The organism is Castellaniella ginsengisoli, from assembly GCF_040955415.1.
Taxonomy (GTDB): Bacteria; Pseudomonadota; Gammaproteobacteria; order Burkholderiales; family Burkholderiaceae_B; genus Castellaniella; species Castellaniella ginsengisoli.
Genome location: NZ_CP158257.1, coordinates 1,476,793 through 1,495,551, shown reverse-complemented (window position 1 = coordinate 1,495,551; position 18,759 = coordinate 1,476,793). Strand labels below are relative to the sequence as shown.

Here is an 18,759-nt window from a genome sequence, read left to right as displayed (position 1 = left end):
GACATATCCGGACCCCCTTTCGCCATGACTGAACTGCCCGCCGCCCGCATCGCCCCCAGCCTGCTGTCCGCCGATTTCGCCCGCCTGGGCGAAGAGGTCGCCAGCGTGATGGCCGCCGGCGCCGACTGGATCCACTTCGACGTCATGGACAACCACTACGTCCCGAACCTGACCATGGGGCCCATGGTGTGCGCCGCCCTGCGCCCCCACACCACCGCGCCCATCGACGTCCATCTGATGGTCGAGCCCGTCGACGCGCTCGTGCCCGCCTTTGCCGATGCCGGCGCGGACATCATCAGTTTTCACCCGGAGGCCTCGCGCCATGTCGACCGCACACTGGCGCTGATCCGCGACCACGGCTGCCGCGCCGGCCTCGTGTTCAATCCGGCCACGCCCCTGGAATGGATGGACCACGTGATGGGCCGCCTCGACCTGGTCCTGCTGATGTCGGTCAACCCGGGCTTTGGCGGCCAATCCTTCATCCCCCACACGCTGGACAAGCTCGCCCAGGCGCGGACGCGCATCGACCGCTGGCGGGCGGCGGGCGGCCAGCCCATCGACCTGGAGGTCGACGGCGGCGTCAAGATCGACAACATCGCCGACATCCGCGCCGCGGGGGCCGACGCCTTCGTCGCGGGTTCGGCCGTGTTCGGCCAGCCGGACTACGCCCATGTCATCGCCGCGCTGCGCGACGGCATCGCCCAGGGCGACGCCAGGCGCCGCACAGCCGAAAACCACGCCCCGTCACCGGGCCGGGCGGCAGATTCCCTGCGGTAATGATACGATGACGCCCGCCGACGTCCGAATGGCCCCTGGCATTCCGGCGCTCTCATGATTCACCCGGCCGCAGATCCGATGCGGCCGCTTTACCCGGCGTGCGACACCATGCAATTTCCCGGAATACTGTTCGACCTGGACGGCACCCTGCTGGACACCATCCCCGATCTGGCGGACGCCGCCAATGCCATGCGTCAAGACATGGGCCTGGCGCCGATCGCCGAAGAGATCATCGCCACCTATGTCGGCAAGGGCGTGGAACAACTGGTCATCCGCACGCTCGGCCATGAAGGCACGCCCGCCAGCGTGGACATGGTCATGCGCGGCCTGGCCCGCTACCAGGACCACTACCGTGCCCTCAACGGCCAGCGCAGCCACCTGTATCCCGGCGTCATCGCGGGCCTGCAGGCCTTCCGCGAGCAAGGCGCCCGTCTGGCCGTCGTCACCAACAAGGGCGCCGAGTTCACCGGCCCCCTGCTGCGCCAGAAGGGCCTGGATGGCTATTTCGACGCGGTGGTCTGCGGCGATACCTGCGAGCGCAAGAAGCCCGACCCCATGCCTTTGTTCCACGCCTGCGACCTGCTGGGAATTTCTCCCTCCCAGGCCCTGTTCATCGGCGATTCGATCAACGATGCCCTGGCCGCCAGGGCGGCCGGCATGCGCGTGCTGGCGCTGCCCTACGGCTACAACGAGGGCCGTCCCGTGCAGACCCTGCCGGTGGATGCTATAGTTGACTCCATTGTCGCGGCTGCCCGCTGGGCCACCGACGCGGCGCCCCAGACCGAACACGCATGAACACCCTCCGTTACTACCCGATCACCGCCGGCGCCTATTGGCGCTGGTGGTATTTCCGTTCCGGGTCGTAACGGTCACCCGGCGCACAGGCCCGCCTGTGCCCCGCCTCCACAGCCCGGACCCCTGATCGGCCGGGCTGTCTTGTTTCTGTCCCGGTCTGCCTCCACCCCCCTGAGACCACCATGACGGAAATCGAATTCAACGCACTGGCCGCCCAAGGCTACAACCGGATTCCGCTGATCGCGGAAACCTACGCCGACCTGGACACGCCCCTGGCGATCTACCTGAAGCTGGCGCATGCCGGGCCGGAAGCCGGGCGCAATAGCTGCCTGCTGGAATCGGTGGTAGGGGGCGAGCGCTTCGGCCGCTATTCCTTCATCGGCCTGCCGGCCAAGACGCTGATCCGCGCCACCGGCACCACCACCGAAGTCGTCACCCGGGGCCAGATCGTGGAAACCCACGAAGGCGATCCCCTGGCCTTCATCGAATCCTTCCAGAAGCGGTTCCGTGTCGCCCTGCGCCCGGGCATGCCGCGTTTCGCGGGCGGCCTGGCGGGTTATTTCGGCTACGACACCGTGCGCCACATCGAGCCGCGCCTGGGCCCGTGCGTCAAGCCGCGCCCCGCCGGCCAGCAGCCCGGCACGCCCGACATCATGCTGCTGCAGATCGACGAACTGGTCATCGTCGACAACCTGGCCGGGCGCACCTACCTGATCGTCTACGCCGACCCCCAGCAGCCGGAGGCCTACGCCCTGGCGCGCCGCCGCCTGAAGGCCCTGCGCGAGAAACTGCGCACGCCCGTGGTCATCCCCTACGCCTACGCCAGCATGCAGACGCCCACGGAGCGCGACTTCAAGAAAGACGACTACCTGGCCGCCGTGCGCAAGGCCAAGGACTACATCGCCGCCGGCGACCTGATGCAGGTCCAGATCGGACAGGTGATCGTCAAGCCCTTCCGCGATTCACCGCTCTCGCTGTACCGGGCGCTGCGATCCCTGAACCCCTCGCCCTACATGTACTACTGGAATTTCGACACGTTCCACGTCGTGGGCGCCTCGCCGGAAATCCTGGTGCGCCAGGACCGCGAATTCGAAGACGGCCGCAGCCGCGAAATGGTCACCATCCGCCCGCTGGCCGGCACGCGCAAACGCGGCGCCACCCAGGACGACGATCTGCGCCTGGAGCAGGAACTGCTGGCCGATCCCAAGGAACGCGCCGAACACGTCATGCTCATCGACCTGGCGCGCAACGACATCGGCCGCGTCTCCAAGGCCGGCACGGTCGAAGTCACGGACACCATGGCCATCGAGCGCTATTCCCACGTCATGCACCTGGTGTCCAATGTGCGCGGCGAACTGAACGACGGCATGAGCAACATCGACGTGCTGCGGGCAACCTTTCCGGCCGGCACGCTGACCGGCGCGCCCAAGGTGCGCGCCATGGAAATCATCGACGAACTCGAACCCGTGCGCCGCGGCATCTACGGCGGCGCGGCCGGCTACATGAGCTACGGCGGGGAAATGGACCTGGCCATCGCCATCCGCACCGGCATCATCCGCGATGGCATGCTGTATGTGCAGGCCGCCGCCGGGATCGTCGCCGATTCGGATCCCGAAAAAGAATGGCAGGAAACCGAGGCCAAGGCCCGCGCCCTGCTGCGCGCCGCCGAACAGGTGCAATTCGGGCTGGACGAGCCGATCTGAACACACGCGGCGCGGGGGCCGCGGCGCCGGCGCGGCCCCCGCGGGCCTTGCGGCTCAATCGCGGACCAGCAACTCCCGCGTGATGTCGGCGATGGTGCGCGCGCCGGTGAGCGTCATGGCCACGCGCATTTCCTTTTCGATCAGGTCCAGCAGGTTGGCGACGCCCGCCTCGCCCCCCGCCGCCAGCGCATACAGCCAGGCGCGGCCCAGCAGCACGGTGTCGGCGCCCAGCGCCAGCATGCGCACCACGTCCAGCCCGGTCCGCACGCCCGAATCCGCCAGCAGGGTGATCCGGCCTTTGACCGCATCGGCAATCGCCGGCAGGGCGCGGGCCGTGGAAAGCACGCCGTCCAACTGACGGCCGCCGTGATTGGACACCACAATGCCGTCGGCCCCGAAACGCACGGCGTCGCGCGCGTCATCCGGATCGAGGATGCCCTTGATGATCATCGGCCCCTGCCAGAAATCCCGGATCCATTGCAGATCCTTCCAGGAGATCGAGGGATCGAAATTGGCCCCCAGCCAACCGATGTAATCCTCCAGGCCGGTCGGCTTGCCCAGATACCGGGAGACATTGCCCAGATCGTGCGGACGGCCCCACAGGCCGACGTCCCAGGCCCAACGCGGATGCAGCACCGCCTGGACGTAGCGGCGCAGGGCGGCATAGGGGCCGCTCATCCCCGAATGGGCGTCGCGGTAGCGGGCACCCGGAACCGGCATGTCGACGGTAAAGACCAGCGTCGACACCCCGGCCGCCTGGGCGCGCTCCAGCACGCTTTTCATGAAGCCCCGGTCTTTCAGGACGTAGAGCTGGAACCACATGGGCCGGCTGATGGCGGGCGCGACCTCCTCGATCGGGCAGACCGACACCGTGGACAGGGTGTAGGGGATGCCCTTGCGATCGGCCGCGCGCGCCGCCTGGACTTCGCCGCGGCGGGCGTACATCCCGGTCAGCCCCACCGGCGCCAGGGCCACCGGCATGGACAAGGTCTCGCCGAACAGCCGCGTGGACAGGTCCAGTTGCGACATATCGTTCAACACCCGCTGGCGCAGCGCCACGCCCGCCAGGTCGCTGACGTTGTGCCCGAGCGTGTATTCGGCATACGCCCCGCCATCGCCGTAATGGAACAGGAAGGGAGGCAGGCGGCGCCGGGCGGCTTCGCGGTAATCGGTAGAAGCGGAAATGATCATGATGTCAGTGAGAAAGGGGGCAAACGGGAGGCGCGGGCGCACCGCGCTTCATCTTCGTCGAGTTTGCGCACACTGCCGTGCACGAACTCCAGGTGGCGCCAGACAGTCGTCCGGGCGGCTTCGGCATCGCCGCGCAGGATGGCTTCCATCAGCGCCTGATGCTGAGCCGTCAACTGATCCTGGGTATCCCGGATCAGGTACATGCGCTGGCGGTTTTCGGTCACGGTGGAGCGCAGCAGTTCGAACACGCCCCGCATCATCTGCAGCAACACCGCATTATGGGAAGCCTCGGCGATGGCCAGGTGGAACCGGGCATCGGCCTGCGCCGACAGATCCGGATCGTCCCGGCCCTGGAAGCGCACGATGTCCTCGAAGCGCCGCCGGATCGCCTGGCGGTCCTGGTCCGTGGCGCGCAGCGCGGCATGCCAGGCGGTGCCGCCTTCCAGGGCATGGCGGGCTTCCAGCACGTCGTAGCGGTATTCGGGATCGTCGGACACCAGCGCATCCAGCGGACGCATCAGACGCCGCTCGGGCCAGTCGTCTTCCACGGATTCAGCCGCCTGGACGTAGGTTCCCCCGCCCTGGCGGCTGCGCAACAGGCCTTGGCTGGACAACTGGCGGATGGCTTCGCGGATCGAAGGCCGCGAAGCGCCGAGGTCTTCGGCCAGCCGCCGTTCCGCCGGCAGGCGGTCGCCGGGTTTCAGGCCCTGCTCGTCGATCAGGTCCAGAAGCTGTTTCGCGAGTCGGTCGGAAAGGCGCATGCCGCACAGGCACGGTCTGCTTGAAGCCGGATATTGGCCAGACCATTTGAGTGATATGCCGTCCCAGATTTTAGGGCGCAGGCCCTCACACAGTCAACAAATCAATGAACAAGCCGGCCTGTCCCAAAAGACCGGCAAAAATGGTATGACCTTTATGCTTGCACGATCCCGATCAGGCTCGCGCCGACAGGCTCTGCCTGACTTGCGCGGCGACCCGCACGATGGCCTGCACGATGGTTTTTTCCCGCTTCGGCCCCAGCCGATCGGTGGGGATCGATGTGCTGACGGCAATCCTGCGCCCCATCGGGGTTTCGCCGGCAAAGACCGCGAAACAGTTCAAGCCCGCGGCCACCTCTTCCTGGTCGAGCGCCAGCCCGGACCGGCGGACCGCCGCGAGTTCCGCCAGCAGCACGTCATGCCGGGTAATCGTACGGTCCGTGATGGCGACGAGTTCGCGCGGCAGCAACCGCATGACCTCTTCATCGGACAACTGCGCCAGCAGCGCCTTTCCCAGAGCGCAGGCATGCGCGGGCAGCCTCGTCCCCATGTCGGACACCAGACGGACCGGACGGTGGGCATCCTCGCGCGCCAGATAGACGACCTCGGCACCCTGCAGCACGGCCAACTGGACGACTTCGTTATGCGCAGTCACGAATTCGGCCGCGGCCGTCCGGAAAATATGCTGCAGATTATCGAAATGGACGTAGGCGCAGCCCAGGATGTAGAGCCCGATGCCGATGACGTAGCCGCTGCCCTTTTTTTCGATCCAGCGGCGCTGTTCGAGCGAAGTGAGCAGCAAGTAGAGCGTGCTTTTTGCCAGGCCGGTATGCAGGGCCAGGTCGGCGGGGCTGACCGGCTCGCTGCTCAAGGCCAGCACCTGGAGCACGGCATCGGCCCTGTCCACTGCGGGCACTGCGGAATTGGAATCGCTCATTTCGGTCTGCCGCGTCGTGAAGGGCCCAGGTCATGCGTCCCAGGCAAGCACCTTGCCCGGATTGAAGATGTTGTGTGGATCATAGGCGTGTTTCAGCAGGCGCATGAGTTCGAGACCGGCCGCCCCATGCTCGGTCTTCAGGAACTCCATTTTATGGATGCCGACGCCATGCTCGCCCGAACAGGTGCCTTCCATGCCGATCGCCCGGTGGACCAGCCGATGATTGATGGCCTCGGCCGCCCGCCACTGCGCCTCGCAATCCGGATCGATCAGCATCTGGACGTGAAAATTGCCATCCCCGACATGGCCCACGATCGTAAACGGAAACTCGGCCGACTTCAGATCCTCCGCCGTCTGGGTGACGCAATCGACCAGTTTCGAAATGGGGACGCAGACGTCCGTGGCGACGCTGCGCGCCCCGGGCCGCAATTGCAGCCCGGCAAAATGGGATTGATGCCGGGCCGCCCACAGGCGCGCGCGATCCTCCGGATTCTCCGCCCAGGCGAATCCCGATCCGCCATGATCGCGCGTGATTTCCCGCACCACCTCGGCCTGTTCCCGCACACCGCTGGCGCTGCCGTGGAATTCGAACAGCAGCAGCGGCGTCTCCGCGAGTTCCAGCCGGCTATGGCGATTGACCGCCCCGACGGCGCGCTCATCCATGAACTCGATCCGGGCGATGCCGACGCCCGTCTGCATGATTTCCACCACCGACTGCACGGCATCGGCCAGGGTCGGAAAATTGCAGACTGCCGCGGTCACGGCCTCGGGCCGCGGATGAATCCGCAGCGTCACCTCCACGATGATGCCCAAGGTGCCCTCGCTGCCGACGAACAGCCGCGTCAGATCGTAGCCGGCGGATGATTTGCGCGCCCGGCTGCCCGTCCGGACGATCTCGCCCTTGGCCGTCACGACCTTGAGCGACACGACGTTCTCGCGCATGGTGCCGTACCGCACCGCATTGGTGCCCGATGCGCGCGTCGCCGCCATCCCCCCGATCGACGCATCCGCCCCCGGATCAATGGGAAAGAACAGGCCCGTATCGCGCAAGGCGTCGTTGATCTGGGTGCGCGTCACGCCCGGCTGGACGGTGGCGGTGAAGTCTTCGGGCCGCAGGGAAATGATCCGGTTCATCTCCGCCATGGACAATGTGATCCCGCCCTCGATGGGCAAGACATGCCCTTCGAGGGATGAGCCGGCGCCAAATGGAATGACCGGCACACGATACCGGTCGCACAGCCTGACGGCATGCGCCACTTCGTCCGCATCGCGCGGGAACACGACGGCATCGGGCAGGCACGCGGGATACGGCGACTCATCCCTGCCATGGTGCGCGCGCACGGCGTCGGACGTCACGAACCGCGCCCCGAACGCTTGCTTGAATTCGGCAACCCCCTGCGGCGGCAGGCTCCGCCGCCGGGCGTTCTCAAAACCGTTCTTCATGCCTTCCCTTCCTGTTCCAATCCCGTTTCATGGCGGCGCGTCCCCGGGCCGCCCAGCCCCGCGCTCAATGGTTGTTGCGGGCCTCGCCGCGCGTTTCCAGAATATTCAGGTAGAGCGTCGCAGGCTCCAGGCAGGCACCCGTGCCGTGCTGGCCGATCATGCTGCGGTAAATCTCTTCCCAGGGCGTCTGGCTGACCAGATCGGGCGGTTGCCATGCGGCGCGCCGCTGTTCAAGCTCCGCATCGGGAATCAGCACATCGACCCGCCGCGCATTCAAGTCGAGGCGAACCTTGTCGCCCGTTTTCAGCAGCGCCAGGCCGCCGCCGATGGCGGCCTCGGGCGACACGTTGAGGATCGACGGGCTGGCCGACGTGCCGCTTTGCCGGCCATCCCCCATGGTGGGCAATGTATCGATGCCCCGCGCGAGCAACGCGGCCGGCGGCTGCATGTTGACCACCTCCGAGCCGCCCGGATACCCCACAGGGCCCACGTTGCGAATGACCAGCAGGGTGTGCTCATCGATCCCGAGGCCGGGATCCTCGATCCGGGCGTGGTAGTCCTCCGGCCCCTCGAACACGACGGCTTTCAATTCCGCCACATTCGGATGCCCGGGATCGGACAGGAACCGCTCGCGGAATTTTTCATCGATGACGCAGGTCTTGATGACGGCGCTGTCGAACAGATTGCCGCCCAGCACCACATAGCCGGCATGGTGCTTGAGCGGATTTCCATAGGCCCGGATGACTTCATGGTCGGGCTCGCCCACCTGGCTCAGGTTCTCGGCCAGCGTCTTCCCGGTGACCGTCATGACGGTCGTGTCCAGCTTGCCGGCCCGCATCAATTCCCGCAGCACGCCCGGCACGCCGCCGGCGCGGTGGAACGCCTCGCCCAGATACCGCCCCGCCGGCTGGCAATCCACCAGCAAAGGGATGTCCGGCCCAAGCCGCTGCCAGTCGTCCAGCGTATGCTCGATGCCCATGTGGCGGGCAATGGCGATCATGTGGATCGGGCAGTTGGACGAAGCGCCCAGCGCCGCCGCCGCCACCACGGCGTTTTCAAAAGCGGCCTTGGTCATGATGTCGGAGGGCCGCAGGTTTTCATGCACCATGCCGACAATGCGCCGGCCCGTTTCATAGGCCATCCAGCCGCGCTCCCGGTAGGGCGCGGGAATGGCGGCGCAGCCCGGCAGCGACATGCCCACGGCCTCGGCCAGCGAGTTCATGGACAACGCCGTGCCCATGGTGTTGCAGTGCCCGATCGAGGGCGCCGAGGCGGCCGCCGCATCCATGAAATCGTCGTAATCCATTTCCCCGACCGCAAGGCGGCGGCGCGCCTCCCAGATCACGGTGCCCGAGCCCGCCAGCTTGCCATCCCACCAGCCGTCCAGCATCGGGCCGCCGGACAGTACGATCGCGGGGATGTTGACCGTCGCCGCGCCCATCAGGCAGGCTGGCGTCGTCTTGTCGCATCCGGTCGTCAGGACCACGCCGTCGATCGGATAGCCATGCAGCACTTCCACCAGGCCCAGATAGGCCAGATTCCGATCGATGGCGGCGGTCGGGCGCTTGCCGGTTTCCTGGATCGGATGCATCGGGAATTCCAGCGGAATGCCGCCCGCATCGCGTATGCCTTCCCGCACGCGCTTGGCCAGTTCGATATGGTGGCGATTGCAGGGGCACAGATCGGAGCCGGTCTGCGCAATGCCGATGATGGGCTTCCCGGACTGAAGTTCGGCACGGGTGATCCCGTAGTTCATGTACCGCTCGACATACATGGCCGTCATGCCGGGATCCGCCGGATTGTCGAACCAGCGGCGGCTGCGCAAAGTGGGTTTTTCGGAATTGGACATAAAACGCCTTCAAAGACTCTCTGCGACAAGGAGGAATTGATCAATCATCTGGCGCCGCGGCCCGTGACCGGGCCGCCCAGGCCCCGCGGGCGGCCTGCGGCAAAGCGCAGCGTCTTCCATCCGGATGCGCGCCCCGCCGCCATCGTGAGCGCTCATTGCGCCGCCTGTGCGGCCTTCACGATGCCATCCACCGTTTCAGGCCCGATTTCGGTGCGCAATTTGGCCACGATCGGTTCCAGTGTCGCCCGGATCTTCTCTTTTTCCTCGGGGGAGAAGCGCGACACTTCCACGCCATGATCCTTGATGAATTGCAGCGACTCGCTGTCCGCCTCCCGGCTGATCTTGCGCTGGTAGGCCTGGGAGGTCTTGGCGGCCTGGGTAATGACATCGCGCTCATCGGCCGTCAGGCTGTCCCACCAGCGCTTCGAGGCCAGCAGCACGAAAGGCGTATAGACGTGATTGGAAATCGTCAGGTAAGGCTGGACCTCATAGAACTTGCTGGTCTTGATCGTGCTCAGGGGATTTTCCTGGCCATCGACCGTCTTGGTCTCCAGCGCCGTGAACAATTCGGTGAAAGGCATGGGAATGGCATTGGCCCCCAGCCCATTGAACACCGCCAACGCCACTTCATTCTGCATGACGCGCAGCTTGATGCCCTTGATGTCTTCCATTTTGGCAATCGCATGGCGCGAGTTCGTGAGGTTGCGGAAGCCATTTTCCCAGTAAAGCAGCCCGATCAGCCCCTTCTCGGGCAAGGTGTCCAGCAGCTTCTGGCCCTCTGGCCCGTCCAGCACCGCATCCGCGACCTTTTCATTGTCGAACAGGAACGGCAGGTCGAAGACGCCAAAGCCCTTGACCATGCCGGCCAGCGGCGCCGTGGAGACGAAGGTGAGCTCCTGCGAGCCGCCGATCAGCGCATTCTGCATCTGTTCGTCGGAACCCAGCGAGCCGTTGCCGTAGGTCTTGACCTTCATCTTGCCATCGCTGAGCTTGCCGACCTCTTCGGCGAAGAAGCGCACGGCGTGGCCGGACGGACTCGAATCCGCCAGACCATAACCGAAGCGGATGATCCGCGAATTGATATCCTTGGCCATGACATCGTGGCCGGCCAGGCCCAGGGTCATGGCGGCCGCCAGCCCCACTGCGGCCGTCTTGAGACTCAGCCTTTTATTCAGATCAACAGACATTTGCCATCCTCCAGAAAATCACCGGTTTGCCGCCGCGGCTTCGGCCACGGCCGTCGCGTTCCGGCCTTTAATAAAACCAGTCCAGGGGGACCAGTACGATTTGCGGGAAAATCACCATCAGAACGACCAGCAGCGTATAGGCGATGACATAGGGCATCACCCCCTTGATGACTTCCTCCATCCGCACGCGCGCCACGCTGCACACGACGTTCAGCACCGTGCCGACCGGCGGGGTCAGCAAGCCGGCGCAGCCGACAATCACGAAGATGACGCCGAAATAAGTCGGATCGATGCCCGCCTTCTCGATGACCGGCATCATCACGGGCGCCAGAATAAGGATGGTGGGCGTCAGATCCATGGCCGTCCCGATGAGGGTCAGCAGGATGACGATGCAGAACATCAGCAAGGTGGGCGAATCCGTGAGCGGGCCCAGCAGGTCGATCAACTGGTCGGGGAGATCGGCCAGCGTAATCATGTAGGAGGCCACCAGCGCCGCCGCCACCAGGTACATCACGATGCTGGTCGTCTTGGCGGTATTGACCAGCACCTGAAAGAGCATTTTGAGGCCGATCTCGCGATACACGAACACACTGATCAGCAAGGCATAGGCCGCCGCGACGGCCCCCGCTTCGGTCGGTGTGAAGATGCCGCCGCGCAGCCCCCCGATGATGATGACCGGCAGGAACAAGGCCCAGAGAGAATCCCTGAACGCCTTCAGCCGGACCGCGCCGCTTTCCTTGGGCGCCATCCGGATGCCTGTCGAGCGGCGCGCCGAATACGCCCAGACCGCGGTCAGCGTCAGACCCATCAGCAGGCCGGGCACAATCCCCGCGATGAACAGCTTGGTGACCGAGATATTGGCCGCCACGCCAAAGATGATGAAGGAGATCGAGGGCGGGATGATGGGCGCGATGATCCCCCCGGCGGCGATCAGGCCGGTGGACTGGCCCATGTCGTAGCCTTGCTGGCGCAGCATGGGAACGAGCAGCGCGGCCAGCGCGGCCGCATCGGCGACCGCCGACCCGGAAAGGGCCGCCAGCAGGATGCTGGCCATGATGGCCACATAGCCCACCCCGCCCTTGATGTGGCCGACCAGCGTGGTCGCCATGAAGACCATGCGCCTGGACATGCCGCCCGCATTCATGCTCTCGCCCGCGAGGATGAACAGCGGCACCGCCATGAGCGAGAAATTATCGGCCCCGGTGAGCATGTTCTGCACGATGATCTGCGGGTCGAAGAAGGACAGGTGAAACATCAAGCCGATGGCGCCCAGGATCAGCGCAAAGGCGATGGGCATGCCGAAAGCCATGAAACCCAGCAGCGTGCCGACGAAAATGAGGACATCCATGCTCAGATCTCCTCCACGCTGTCCACCGAGGTGCGGAACACCCCGGTGTTTTCCGGCGTCGCGGGCGTGCGCAAGGCCACGAAAATGTCCAGAATCGCCATGAGGGCCATCGCCACCGCCGAGAACAGGACCGCGCCGCTGAAAACGGCGATCGGCATGCCCGCCACGGGGGTGACCGTGCGCATGCTGATGACGGTCTGCTCCCATCCGCCCGTGATGATCAGCCACAGCACCCAGAGAATGAGCAACTGCCGGGCCACGTGGGTGAACTTCTGCATCCTCGGGGAAAAGCGCTCGATTCCCATATTGATGGCCAGGTGCTCGCGCGTCCTGAAGGCGAGCACGGCGCCGCCGAATGTCAGCCAGACGAACGCCAGGCGCGCGATCTCGCTGGAGATATTGATTCCCGAATTGAACACATAGCGCAGCACCACATTGCCGAACACAAGCACCAGCATCACGAAAACACACAGGGCCAGGGCGACGGTCAGCACCGCGAACATCAGATCGGAAAGCGTCCGGATCCTCGGCGCCGTCGCTCGTCTGTCTTTCTCCTCCAATGACATCTCCTTATCTCTCTTGATATTCATTGCCCGTGCGCCCGGGCTTTTTGACCCCTGAGCGCCGGAATCCCGCCCCGCTAGGCGGGCAGCAGCAGTCCCCGCGCGCCGAGATTCCTGTAGAGCGCCCGCACGCCGAAAGTCCAGCGGGGAATCTCCGTCGACAGTTGGACCTCATTGACCAGGGCGCCCAGCAGCGGCGATGAAATGGTCACGATGTCGCCCAGGTGATGAGTGAATCCGGCGCCGGGGGTTTCCCGATCCTGAACGGGCGAGAACATCGTGCCGAGAAACAGCATGAAGCCGTCCGGATACTGATGGTGATCGCCGTAGGCCTGGTTGACGAGATCCAGCGGATCCCGGCTGATCAGGTCCATGCGGCTGACGGCCTCCAGCCTGAAGCCATCGAGCCCTTCGATCAACAGCGACACTTCGGCCCGGCGGACGGAATCCAGGGTGTAGTGCGCGTCGAACAAGCGGATGAACGGACCGATGGCGCAGGAACCATTGTTGTCCTTGGCCCGCCCCAGCAACAAGGCGCTGCGGCCTTCGATGTCGCGCAGATTGACGTCGTTGCCCAAAGTGGCGCCCCGCGCCCTACCCCGGCTGTCCACGGCCAGCACGATTTCCGGCTCGGGATTGTTCCACCGGGAATCGGGATGCAGGCCGATCCGGTCTCCCAGGCCGACCGACGCCATCGGCGGCGCCTTGGAAAAGATCTCCGCATCCGGGCCGATGGCAACCTCCAGATATTGCGACCACTCGCCGCGCCGGACCAGTTCGCGCTTCAATTGCCGCGCGCTGTCCGATCCCGGGCGCACCGAGGACAGCTCGGCGCCGATCGATTGCTGCAGTGAATCGCGGATGGCCTGGGCCTGCCGGGCATCGCCCCCGGCCCGCTCCTCGATGAGCCGCTCGAGCAGACTGACAATGAAAGTCACGCCCGACGCCTTGACGGTCTGCACATCGCAAGGAGCGCACAAGACAGGCGCCGCGCTTTCCGGCGACCGGGCGAGACTGTTGTGGATCAGTTCGTCGACCGGGCCGATGGGAGCGCCCGTCACGCGGCGCACGAATCCGGCGCAGTCCTCGCGGTCGAGAAGATCCGCCATGGTCGGCGCATGGGCCGAAATATCGAAGACCATGCCTTCCTTGACGACCACCGTGCTGGGACCGCCCTGCGGGCCCGGCACCCAGACTCTTCCCACGAGCGTGGCGTGATCGACATCGGCGGGCAAGTGGCTGACAGCATTCATCGATTGAATTCCTGATATTCGAGACACCGCAATCCGGAGAGGCGTTCGGAGAGGCTGGAGGCAGTCTAGTATTCGCTTTTCATCCAAACAACATATTGTTTTTATTTCCAATATATTGGAAACACAGCCGATGCGCCGTGCACGCCTTCCGCGGCGCGCCGATCCGCCCCAGGCGCACCGAACGCAGCGGCATGGCGCGCCACCCGCTCGACAGTCTTCGCGCCACACAGTAGAATGCTTGCCATGATTTCACTTGCGACCGTGCACGCTTCGTCCTGGTGGCGCTCCTCTTAGGGGCGGCATCCTCATGCGTGATTCATCGCACCTTGCCGCCGCTCTGGCAGGCATAGGTCTTCGTGAATCTATCTCCGGTGCGGCGGCTCCTGACTCCAAGGAAGACCATGTCCGTATCGCTTCATCCCTCCCGCACCCCGCAGCTTCCCGAGCGTGCCCCGGTTCGCGCGCGCGTTTCCCGACACTGACCAGGACGGCTCGATCATGAAACTGCTGATGCTGGACAACTACGACTCTTTCACCTACAACCTGGTGCAGTATTTCGGCGAACTGGGCGCTCAGGTCCAGGTCGTGCGCAACGACCAGATCGACCTGGCCGGCATCGAGGCCATCGACCCGGACCGCATCTGCGTGTCTCCGGGGCCCTGCTCGCCCGCCGAGGCCGGCATCTCCATCGAACTGATCCGGCATTTCGCCGGCAAGAAGCCGATACTGGGCGTGTGCCTCGGCCACCAGGCCATCGGCGCGGCCTATGGCGCACGCATCGTGCGCGCACAGGAGATCATGCACGGCAAGGTCTCGTCCATCACGCACCGGGGCACCGACGTCTTTGCGGGGCTGCCTTCGCCCTGCACCGTCACCCGATACCATTCCCTGGCCATCGAGCGCGCCTCCCTGCCCGACTGTCTGGACATCACCGCCGAGACCGCCGACGGTGAAATCATGGGCGTCGCCCACCAGTCCCTGCCCCTCTACGGCGTGCAGTTCCACCCGGAATCCGTACTCAGCGAACACGGCCACGCGCTATTGCGCAATTTCCTGGAACTCTGAAGCCACCGCGCCCGGCCATCCGAAACACGAAGACACGAGGAGCCTTGCCCATGCCGCCGATCACTCCCAACGAAGCGCTGTCCCGCTGCATCGAACACCGGGAAATCTTTCACGACGAAATGCTGGAACTGATGCGCATGCTGATGCGCGGGGAAATGTCTCCCCAACTGGCCAGCGCCTTGCTGATGGGCTTGCGCGTCAAGAAAGAAACCGTCGGCGAGATCACGGCCGCCGCCCAGGTCATGCGCGAATTCGCCCTGGGCGTTGACACCCCCTACCCCGAAGAGCTGCTGGACATGTGCGGCACGGGCGGCGATGGGTCGCATACGTTCAACATCTCGACCGCCGCCATGTTCGTGGCGGCGGCGGGCGGGGCCAGGATCGCCAAGCATGGCGGGCGCAGCGCCTCGTCTTCATCGGGCAGCGCCGATGTCCTCGAAACGCTGGGCATCCACTTCGCCGCCACGCCCGCCCAGGTGGCCGAATCCATCGAGGCCACCGGCATCGGCTTCATGTTCGCTCCCGCCCACCACAGCGCCATGAAGAACGTCGCCGCCGTGCGCCGCGAGCTCGGTGTGCGCACGATCTTCAACATCCTCGGCCCGCTGACCAACCCGGCGGGCGCGGCCAACCAATTGATGGGCGTGTTCCATGCCGATCTGGTCGGCATTCTGGTGCGCGTCCTGCAGCGCCTGGGCTCGCGCCACGTGCTGATCGTGCATGGCAAGGATGGCATGGACGAGGCCTCGCTGGGCGCAGCCACCCTGGTGGGCGAACTCAAGAACGACGAGGTCCGCGAGTACGAGATCCACCCCGAGGATTTCGGCATGTCCATGGTCTCCAACCGCAGCATCAAGGTCGCCAATCGCGACGAATCCGCCCAGTTGGTGCGCGCCGCCCTGAACAATACCGCCGGCGCGGCCCGCGACATCGTCGCCCTGAACGCGGGCCTGGCCCTGTACGCGGGCAACCGCGCCGATTCGATCGACGCCGGCATCCGCCAGGCCTTCGAACTGATCGCCTCGGGCGCCGCGCGCGACAAGCTGGAACAATTCCGCCAATACACGCAAAGGTTTTCCGCATGAACGACATTCTGGCCAGGATTCTGGACACCAAGCGTACCGAAGTCGCCACCGCGCGGCAGATGCGCAGCGAATCCGAAGTGCTGCGCGAAGCCCAGAGCCGCCAGGACATCCGCGGCTTCGTGCGCGCCATCGAAGACCGGATCGCTCAGGGCAAGCCCGCCGTGATCGCTGAAATCAAGAAGGCATCGCCCTCCAAAGGCGTGATCCGCGAGGATTTCCGGCCGGCGGACATCGCCACCAGCTACGCCGGCCACGGCGCGGCCTGCCTGTCCGTGCTCACCGACGTGCAGTATTTCCAGGGTGGCTATGATCACCTGCGCCAGGCGCGCGCCGCCTGCAGCCTGCCCGTGCTGCGCAAGGATTTCCTGATCGATCCCTACCAGGTCATCCACGCCCGGGCGCTGGGTGCGGACTGCGTGCTGCTGATCGCCGCCGCCCTGACGCCCGCCCAGTTGAGCGAACTCGAAAGCGTGGCCACGGAACTGGGCATGGACGTGCTGGTTGAAATCCACGACCGCGACGAACTGGACGCGGCCTTGTCGCTGAACACGCCCCTGATCGGCATCAACAACCGCAATCTGCGGACCTTCGAAACCCGCCTCGAAACCACGCTGTCGATGCTGAAGGACCTCCCGGAAGGCAAGCGCGTCGTCACCGAAAGCGGCATCCTGCTGCCTGAAGACGTCGACCGCATGCGCGAGCACGGCGTCCAGGCCTTCCTGGTCGGGGAAGCCTTCATGCGCGCGCCGGATCCGGGCGCCGCCTTGCACGAACTGTTCTTCGCCCGCTGACCCGGCCGCTTCCGCCATGGATTTTTCTCCCGACTGCCCGCTGTGCACGGCAAACCCCGACACGCTGCTCTGGCGGGACGACAAACTGCGGATCATTCGTGTGGATGAGCCCCGGTACCCCGGCTATCTGCGCATCGTCTGGCAGCGCCACAAGGCGGAAATGACCGACATCGACCCCATGGATCGCCTGCACCTGATGCGCACCGTATTCCAGGTCGAACGCCTGCAGCGGACCTTGCTGCGTCCCGACAAGATCAACCTGGCCAGCCTCGGCAATCAGGTGCCTCACCTGCACTGGCACCTGATTCCCCGCTGGCGCGGCGACCCCTGCTTTCCGGATGCCGTCTGGGCGCCGCCCCGGCACGATCCCGCCCGCGCAGCCGCCTGGTCGCACGCCTGCGAGGCGCTGGCTCCGCACGTCGAGCGGCTGCACCTGGCCCTGTCGACCCGCGGGCCGGCGGCCGAGCCGCCCCGCGCCTGAAACGCCCCGATACGCTCCCCGCGGTTCCGATTCCCCACGTACTTCCTGCTTCCATGCCCACCCCTCCCCCCGCATCCGGCGCAGCGCCCGCCGCTCTGGCGCGCAGCCTGAAAAACCGGCACATCCAGATGATCGCCCTGGGCGGAGCCATCGGCACAGGCCTCTTCTACGGGTCGGCCGCCTCCATCCAACTGGTCGGTCCAGGCATCATCCTGTCCTATCTGATCGGCGGCCTGGCGATCTACCTGATCCTGCGCTTCCTGGGGGAAATGTCCACCCAGGAACCCGTGAGCGGCGCGTTCAGCCATTTCGCCTATCGCTACTGGGGCGGTTTCGCAGGCTTTCTGTCCGGCTGGAACTACTGGCTGCTGTACGTTCTGGTCAGCATGGCCGAGCTCTCGGTGGTCGGCCTCTACGTCAATTACTGGCTGCCCGACTTTCCCGCCTGGGCCAGCGCCCTGGCGGTGCTGCTGGCCGTCACGTCCCTGAACCTGCTGAACGTGCGCCTGTATGGCGAAAGCGAATTCTGGCTGGCCTTCATCAAGATCGCCGCCATCATCGGCATGATCCTGCTGGGCGGCGTGCTGATCGCGCGCGGCGCCGGCGGCGCGAGCGTGAGCAATCTCTGGGCGCACGGCGGTTTCCTACCCAACGGCGCGCACGGCCTGCTGCTGTCCCTGGTGGTGGTGATGTTCTCCTTCGGAGGCACCGAGCTGATCGGCATCACGGCGGGCGAAGCCGACGATCCCCGGCGCAGCATCCCGCGCGCCGTCAATCAGGTGATCTGGCGCATCCTGATCTTCTACATCGGCGCGCTGGCGGTGCTGGTGGCCCTGTATCCCTGGAATGAAGTCGGCTCGCACGGCAGCCCCTTCGTGCTGATTTTTTCACGCCTGGGAATCCCCGCAGCCCCCGATATCCTGAACCTGGTCGTGCTGAGCGCCGCCATCTCGGTCTACAACAGCGGCATGTACAGCAACGGCCGCATGCTCTACAGCCTGGCCGAGCAAGGCAATGCGCCCCGCATCTTCCTGCGCCTGAGCCGGCGCCAGGTGCCCTGGGCGGGGGTGCTGTTTTCGTCGGCCTGCACATTGCTGATCGTGATCGTGAATTTCCTGGTGCCCGAAGGCGCCTTCATGCGGATCATGGCCGTGGCGACGGCGGCAGCCGCGATCACCTGGATGATGATCGTGCTGGTTCACCTGCGCTTTCGCAAGGCCCATGCACGCGAAACACTGTTGTTCCCCGCGCCCTTTTATCCCTGGACCAACTACCTGTGCGTGGCTTTTCTGGTGGGGCTGGTGGGACTCATGACACAGTTGGAAAGCACCCGGCCGGCCGTCTATGTGCTGCCGGTCTGGCTGGGCGCGCTCTACCTGGGCTACCGGCTGCGGCGGCGGCATTGCCCAGAACGCCCGAAGATCGGGGTGTGAATCCAGATCAGGCGGGCGGGCAATGCCCAAGCCCATTGCCTCGTCAGCGGCCGGGCCATTGCACAAGGGAACGACGCTCGCGTCGCGCCCTGTGCGTCCT

Annotated in this window: 17 protein-coding genes; 8 read left to right on the top strand and 9 right to left on the bottom strand. The window is 65.5% G+C overall.

Annotation, left to right across the window (positions count from 1 at the left end):
- Positions 1–24 precede the first annotated feature (24 nt).
- The 3 genes from rpe to trpE all read left to right on the top strand — a co-directional run bounded on the left by rpe (position 25) and on the right by trpE (position 3,275).
- Entirely contained in the window at positions 25–777 is a 753-nt protein-coding gene (gene rpe, locus ABRZ00_RS07100) for a ribulose-phosphate 3-epimerase (RefSeq protein ID WP_368642495.1), read from the top strand.
- Between the two features lie 108 nt (positions 778–885).
- Positions 886–1,572 carry a phosphoglycolate phosphatase gene (locus ABRZ00_RS07095; RefSeq protein ID WP_343836055.1) on the top strand — a complete coding sequence of 229 codons (687 nt, stop codon included), beginning with the start codon at positions 886–888 and terminating at the stop codon, positions 1,570–1,572.
- A 182-nt stretch (positions 1,573–1,754) separates the two neighbouring features.
- Positions 1,755–3,275: an anthranilate synthase component I gene (gene trpE, locus ABRZ00_RS07090; RefSeq protein WP_368642496.1), complete on the top strand. Its 1,521-nt coding sequence runs from the start codon at positions 1,755–1,757 to the stop codon at positions 3,273–3,275.
- Between the two features lie 54 nt (positions 3,276–3,329).
- Here the strand turns inward: trpE and lldD are convergent, their stop codons facing one another.
- From lldD to ABRZ00_RS07045, 9 genes are all read right to left on the bottom strand, one after another.
- Positions 3,330–4,466: an FMN-dependent L-lactate dehydrogenase LldD gene (lldD, locus tag ABRZ00_RS07085; RefSeq protein ID WP_343836057.1), complete on the bottom strand. Its 1,137-nt coding sequence runs from the start codon at positions 4,464–4,466 to the stop codon at positions 3,330–3,332.
- The gene (lldR, locus tag ABRZ00_RS07080; RefSeq protein WP_343836058.1) at positions 4,463–5,227 is read right to left on the bottom strand and encodes a transcriptional regulator LldR; all 765 of its coding nucleotides are present in this window, start codon (positions 5,225–5,227) and stop codon (positions 4,463–4,465) included. The genes lldD and lldR overlap by 4 nt, the downstream gene beginning before the upstream one ends.
- A 172-nt stretch (positions 5,228–5,399) precedes the next feature.
- On the bottom strand, positions 5,400–6,161 hold the full coding sequence (locus ABRZ00_RS07075; RefSeq protein WP_368642499.1) for an IclR family transcriptional regulator: 762 nt from the start codon (positions 6,159–6,161) through the stop codon (positions 5,400–5,402).
- 30 nt (positions 6,162–6,191) lie between these two features.
- Positions 6,192–7,604: an FAD-binding oxidoreductase gene (locus ABRZ00_RS07070; protein WP_368647634.1), complete on the bottom strand. Its 1,413-nt coding sequence runs from the start codon at positions 7,602–7,604 to the stop codon at positions 6,192–6,194.
- A 64-nt stretch (positions 7,605–7,668) separates the two neighbouring features.
- Positions 7,669–9,453 carry an IlvD/Edd family dehydratase gene (locus tag ABRZ00_RS07065; protein ID WP_368647633.1) on the bottom strand — a complete coding sequence of 595 codons (1,785 nt, stop codon included), beginning with the start codon at positions 9,451–9,453 and terminating at the stop codon, positions 7,669–7,671.
- A 152-nt stretch (positions 9,454–9,605) separates the two neighbouring features.
- Positions 9,606–10,640 (bottom strand): TRAP transporter substrate-binding protein, encoded by a 1,035-nt coding sequence (locus tag ABRZ00_RS07060; RefSeq protein WP_368642502.1) that lies wholly within the window; start codon positions 10,638–10,640, stop codon positions 9,606–9,608.
- 67 nt (positions 10,641–10,707) lie between these two features.
- Positions 10,708–11,988, bottom strand: a complete 1,281-nt coding sequence (locus tag ABRZ00_RS07055; protein WP_368642503.1) for a TRAP transporter large permease subunit — start codon at positions 11,986–11,988, stop codon at positions 10,708–10,710.
- A gap of 2 nt (positions 11,989–11,990) precedes the next feature.
- Positions 11,991–12,491, bottom strand: a complete 501-nt coding sequence (locus ABRZ00_RS07050; RefSeq protein WP_368647632.1) for a TRAP transporter small permease — start codon at positions 12,489–12,491, stop codon at positions 11,991–11,993.
- Between the two features lie 137 nt (positions 12,492–12,628).
- Positions 12,629–13,804 (bottom strand): fumarylacetoacetate hydrolase family protein, encoded by a 1,176-nt coding sequence (locus tag ABRZ00_RS07045; protein WP_368642505.1) that lies wholly within the window; start codon positions 13,802–13,804, stop codon positions 12,629–12,631.
- A gap of 498 nt (positions 13,805–14,302) precedes the next feature.
- On the opposite strand from ABRZ00_RS07045, the gene ABRZ00_RS07040 reads away from it, so the two are divergent.
- The 5 genes from ABRZ00_RS07040 to ABRZ00_RS07020 are packed head-to-tail and all read left to right on the top strand — an operon-like array spanning position 14,303 to position 18,659.
- Positions 14,303–14,869 carry an aminodeoxychorismate/anthranilate synthase component II gene (locus tag ABRZ00_RS07040; RefSeq protein ID WP_368642506.1) on the top strand — a complete coding sequence of 189 codons (567 nt, stop codon included), beginning with the start codon at positions 14,303–14,305 and terminating at the stop codon, positions 14,867–14,869.
- A gap of 50 nt (positions 14,870–14,919) precedes the next feature.
- The gene (trpD, locus tag ABRZ00_RS07035) at positions 14,920–15,954 is read left to right on the top strand and encodes an anthranilate phosphoribosyltransferase (RefSeq protein WP_343836071.1); all 1,035 of its coding nucleotides are present in this window, start codon (positions 14,920–14,922) and stop codon (positions 15,952–15,954) included.
- Positions 15,951–16,745, top strand: a complete 795-nt coding sequence (gene trpC / locus ABRZ00_RS07030; protein WP_343836072.1) for an indole-3-glycerol phosphate synthase TrpC — start codon at positions 15,951–15,953, stop codon at positions 16,743–16,745. Before trpD ends, trpC begins: the two co-directional genes overlap by 4 nt.
- Before the next feature lie 16 nt (positions 16,746–16,761).
- The gene (locus tag ABRZ00_RS07025; RefSeq protein WP_368642507.1) at positions 16,762–17,226 is read left to right on the top strand and encodes an HIT family protein; all 465 of its coding nucleotides are present in this window, start codon (positions 16,762–16,764) and stop codon (positions 17,224–17,226) included.
- Between the two features lie 53 nt (positions 17,227–17,279).
- Entirely contained in the window at positions 17,280–18,659 is a 1,380-nt protein-coding gene (locus ABRZ00_RS07020; RefSeq protein WP_368639698.1) for an amino acid permease, read from the top strand.
- Positions 18,660–18,759: the final 100 nt, after the last annotated feature.

Bases quoted from the DNA above. Each gene is read 5' to 3' on its own strand.
- ABRZ00_RS07025 (WP_368642507.1), top strand. From the start codon at position 16,762: ATGGATTTTTCTCCCGACTGCCCGCTGTGCACGGCAAACCCCGACACG.
- ABRZ00_RS07040 (WP_368642506.1), top strand. From the start codon at position 14,303: ATGAAACTGCTGATGCTGGACAACTACGACTCTTTCACCTACAACCTG.
- ABRZ00_RS07070 (WP_368647634.1), bottom strand. From the start codon at position 7,604: ATGAAGAACGGTTTTGAGAACGCCCGGCGGCGGAGCCTGCCGCCGCAG.
- ABRZ00_RS07095 (WP_343836055.1), top strand. From the start codon at position 886: ATGCAATTTCCCGGAATACTGTTCGACCTGGACGGCACCCTGCTGGAC.
- ABRZ00_RS07065 (WP_368647633.1), bottom strand. From the start codon at position 9,453: ATGTCCAATTCCGAAAAACCCACTTTGCGCAGCCGCCGCTGGTTCGAC.
- ABRZ00_RS07050 (WP_368647632.1), bottom strand. From the start codon at position 12,491: ATGTTCGCGGTGCTGACCGTCGCCCTGGCCCTGTGTGTTTTCGTGATG.
- trpE (WP_368642496.1), top strand. From the start codon at position 1,755: ATGACGGAAATCGAATTCAACGCACTGGCCGCCCAAGGCTACAACCGG.
- trpC (WP_343836072.1), top strand. From the start codon at position 15,951: ATGAACGACATTCTGGCCAGGATTCTGGACACCAAGCGTACCGAAGTC.
- ABRZ00_RS07045 (WP_368642505.1), bottom strand. From the start codon at position 13,804: ATGAATGCTGTCAGCCACTTGCCCGCCGATGTCGATCACGCCACGCTC.
- ABRZ00_RS07020 (WP_368639698.1), top strand. From the start codon at position 17,280: ATGCCCACCCCTCCCCCCGCATCCGGCGCAGCGCCCGCCGCTCTGGCG.
- lldR (WP_343836058.1), bottom strand. From the start codon at position 5,227: ATGCGCCTTTCCGACCGACTCGCGAAACAGCTTCTGGACCTGATCGAC.
- rpe (WP_368642495.1), top strand. From the start codon at position 25: ATGACTGAACTGCCCGCCGCCCGCATCGCCCCCAGCCTGCTGTCCGCC.
- lldD (WP_343836057.1), bottom strand. From the start codon at position 4,466: ATGATCATTTCCGCTTCTACCGATTACCGCGAAGCCGCCCGGCGCCGC.
- ABRZ00_RS07060 (WP_368642502.1), bottom strand. From the start codon at position 10,640: ATGTCTGTTGATCTGAATAAAAGGCTGAGTCTCAAGACGGCCGCAGTG.
- trpD (WP_343836071.1), top strand. From the start codon at position 14,920: ATGCCGCCGATCACTCCCAACGAAGCGCTGTCCCGCTGCATCGAACAC.
- ABRZ00_RS07075 (WP_368642499.1), bottom strand. From the start codon at position 6,161: ATGAGCGATTCCAATTCCGCAGTGCCCGCAGTGGACAGGGCCGATGCC.
- ABRZ00_RS07055 (WP_368642503.1), bottom strand. From the start codon at position 11,988: ATGGATGTCCTCATTTTCGTCGGCACGCTGCTGGGTTTCATGGCTTTC.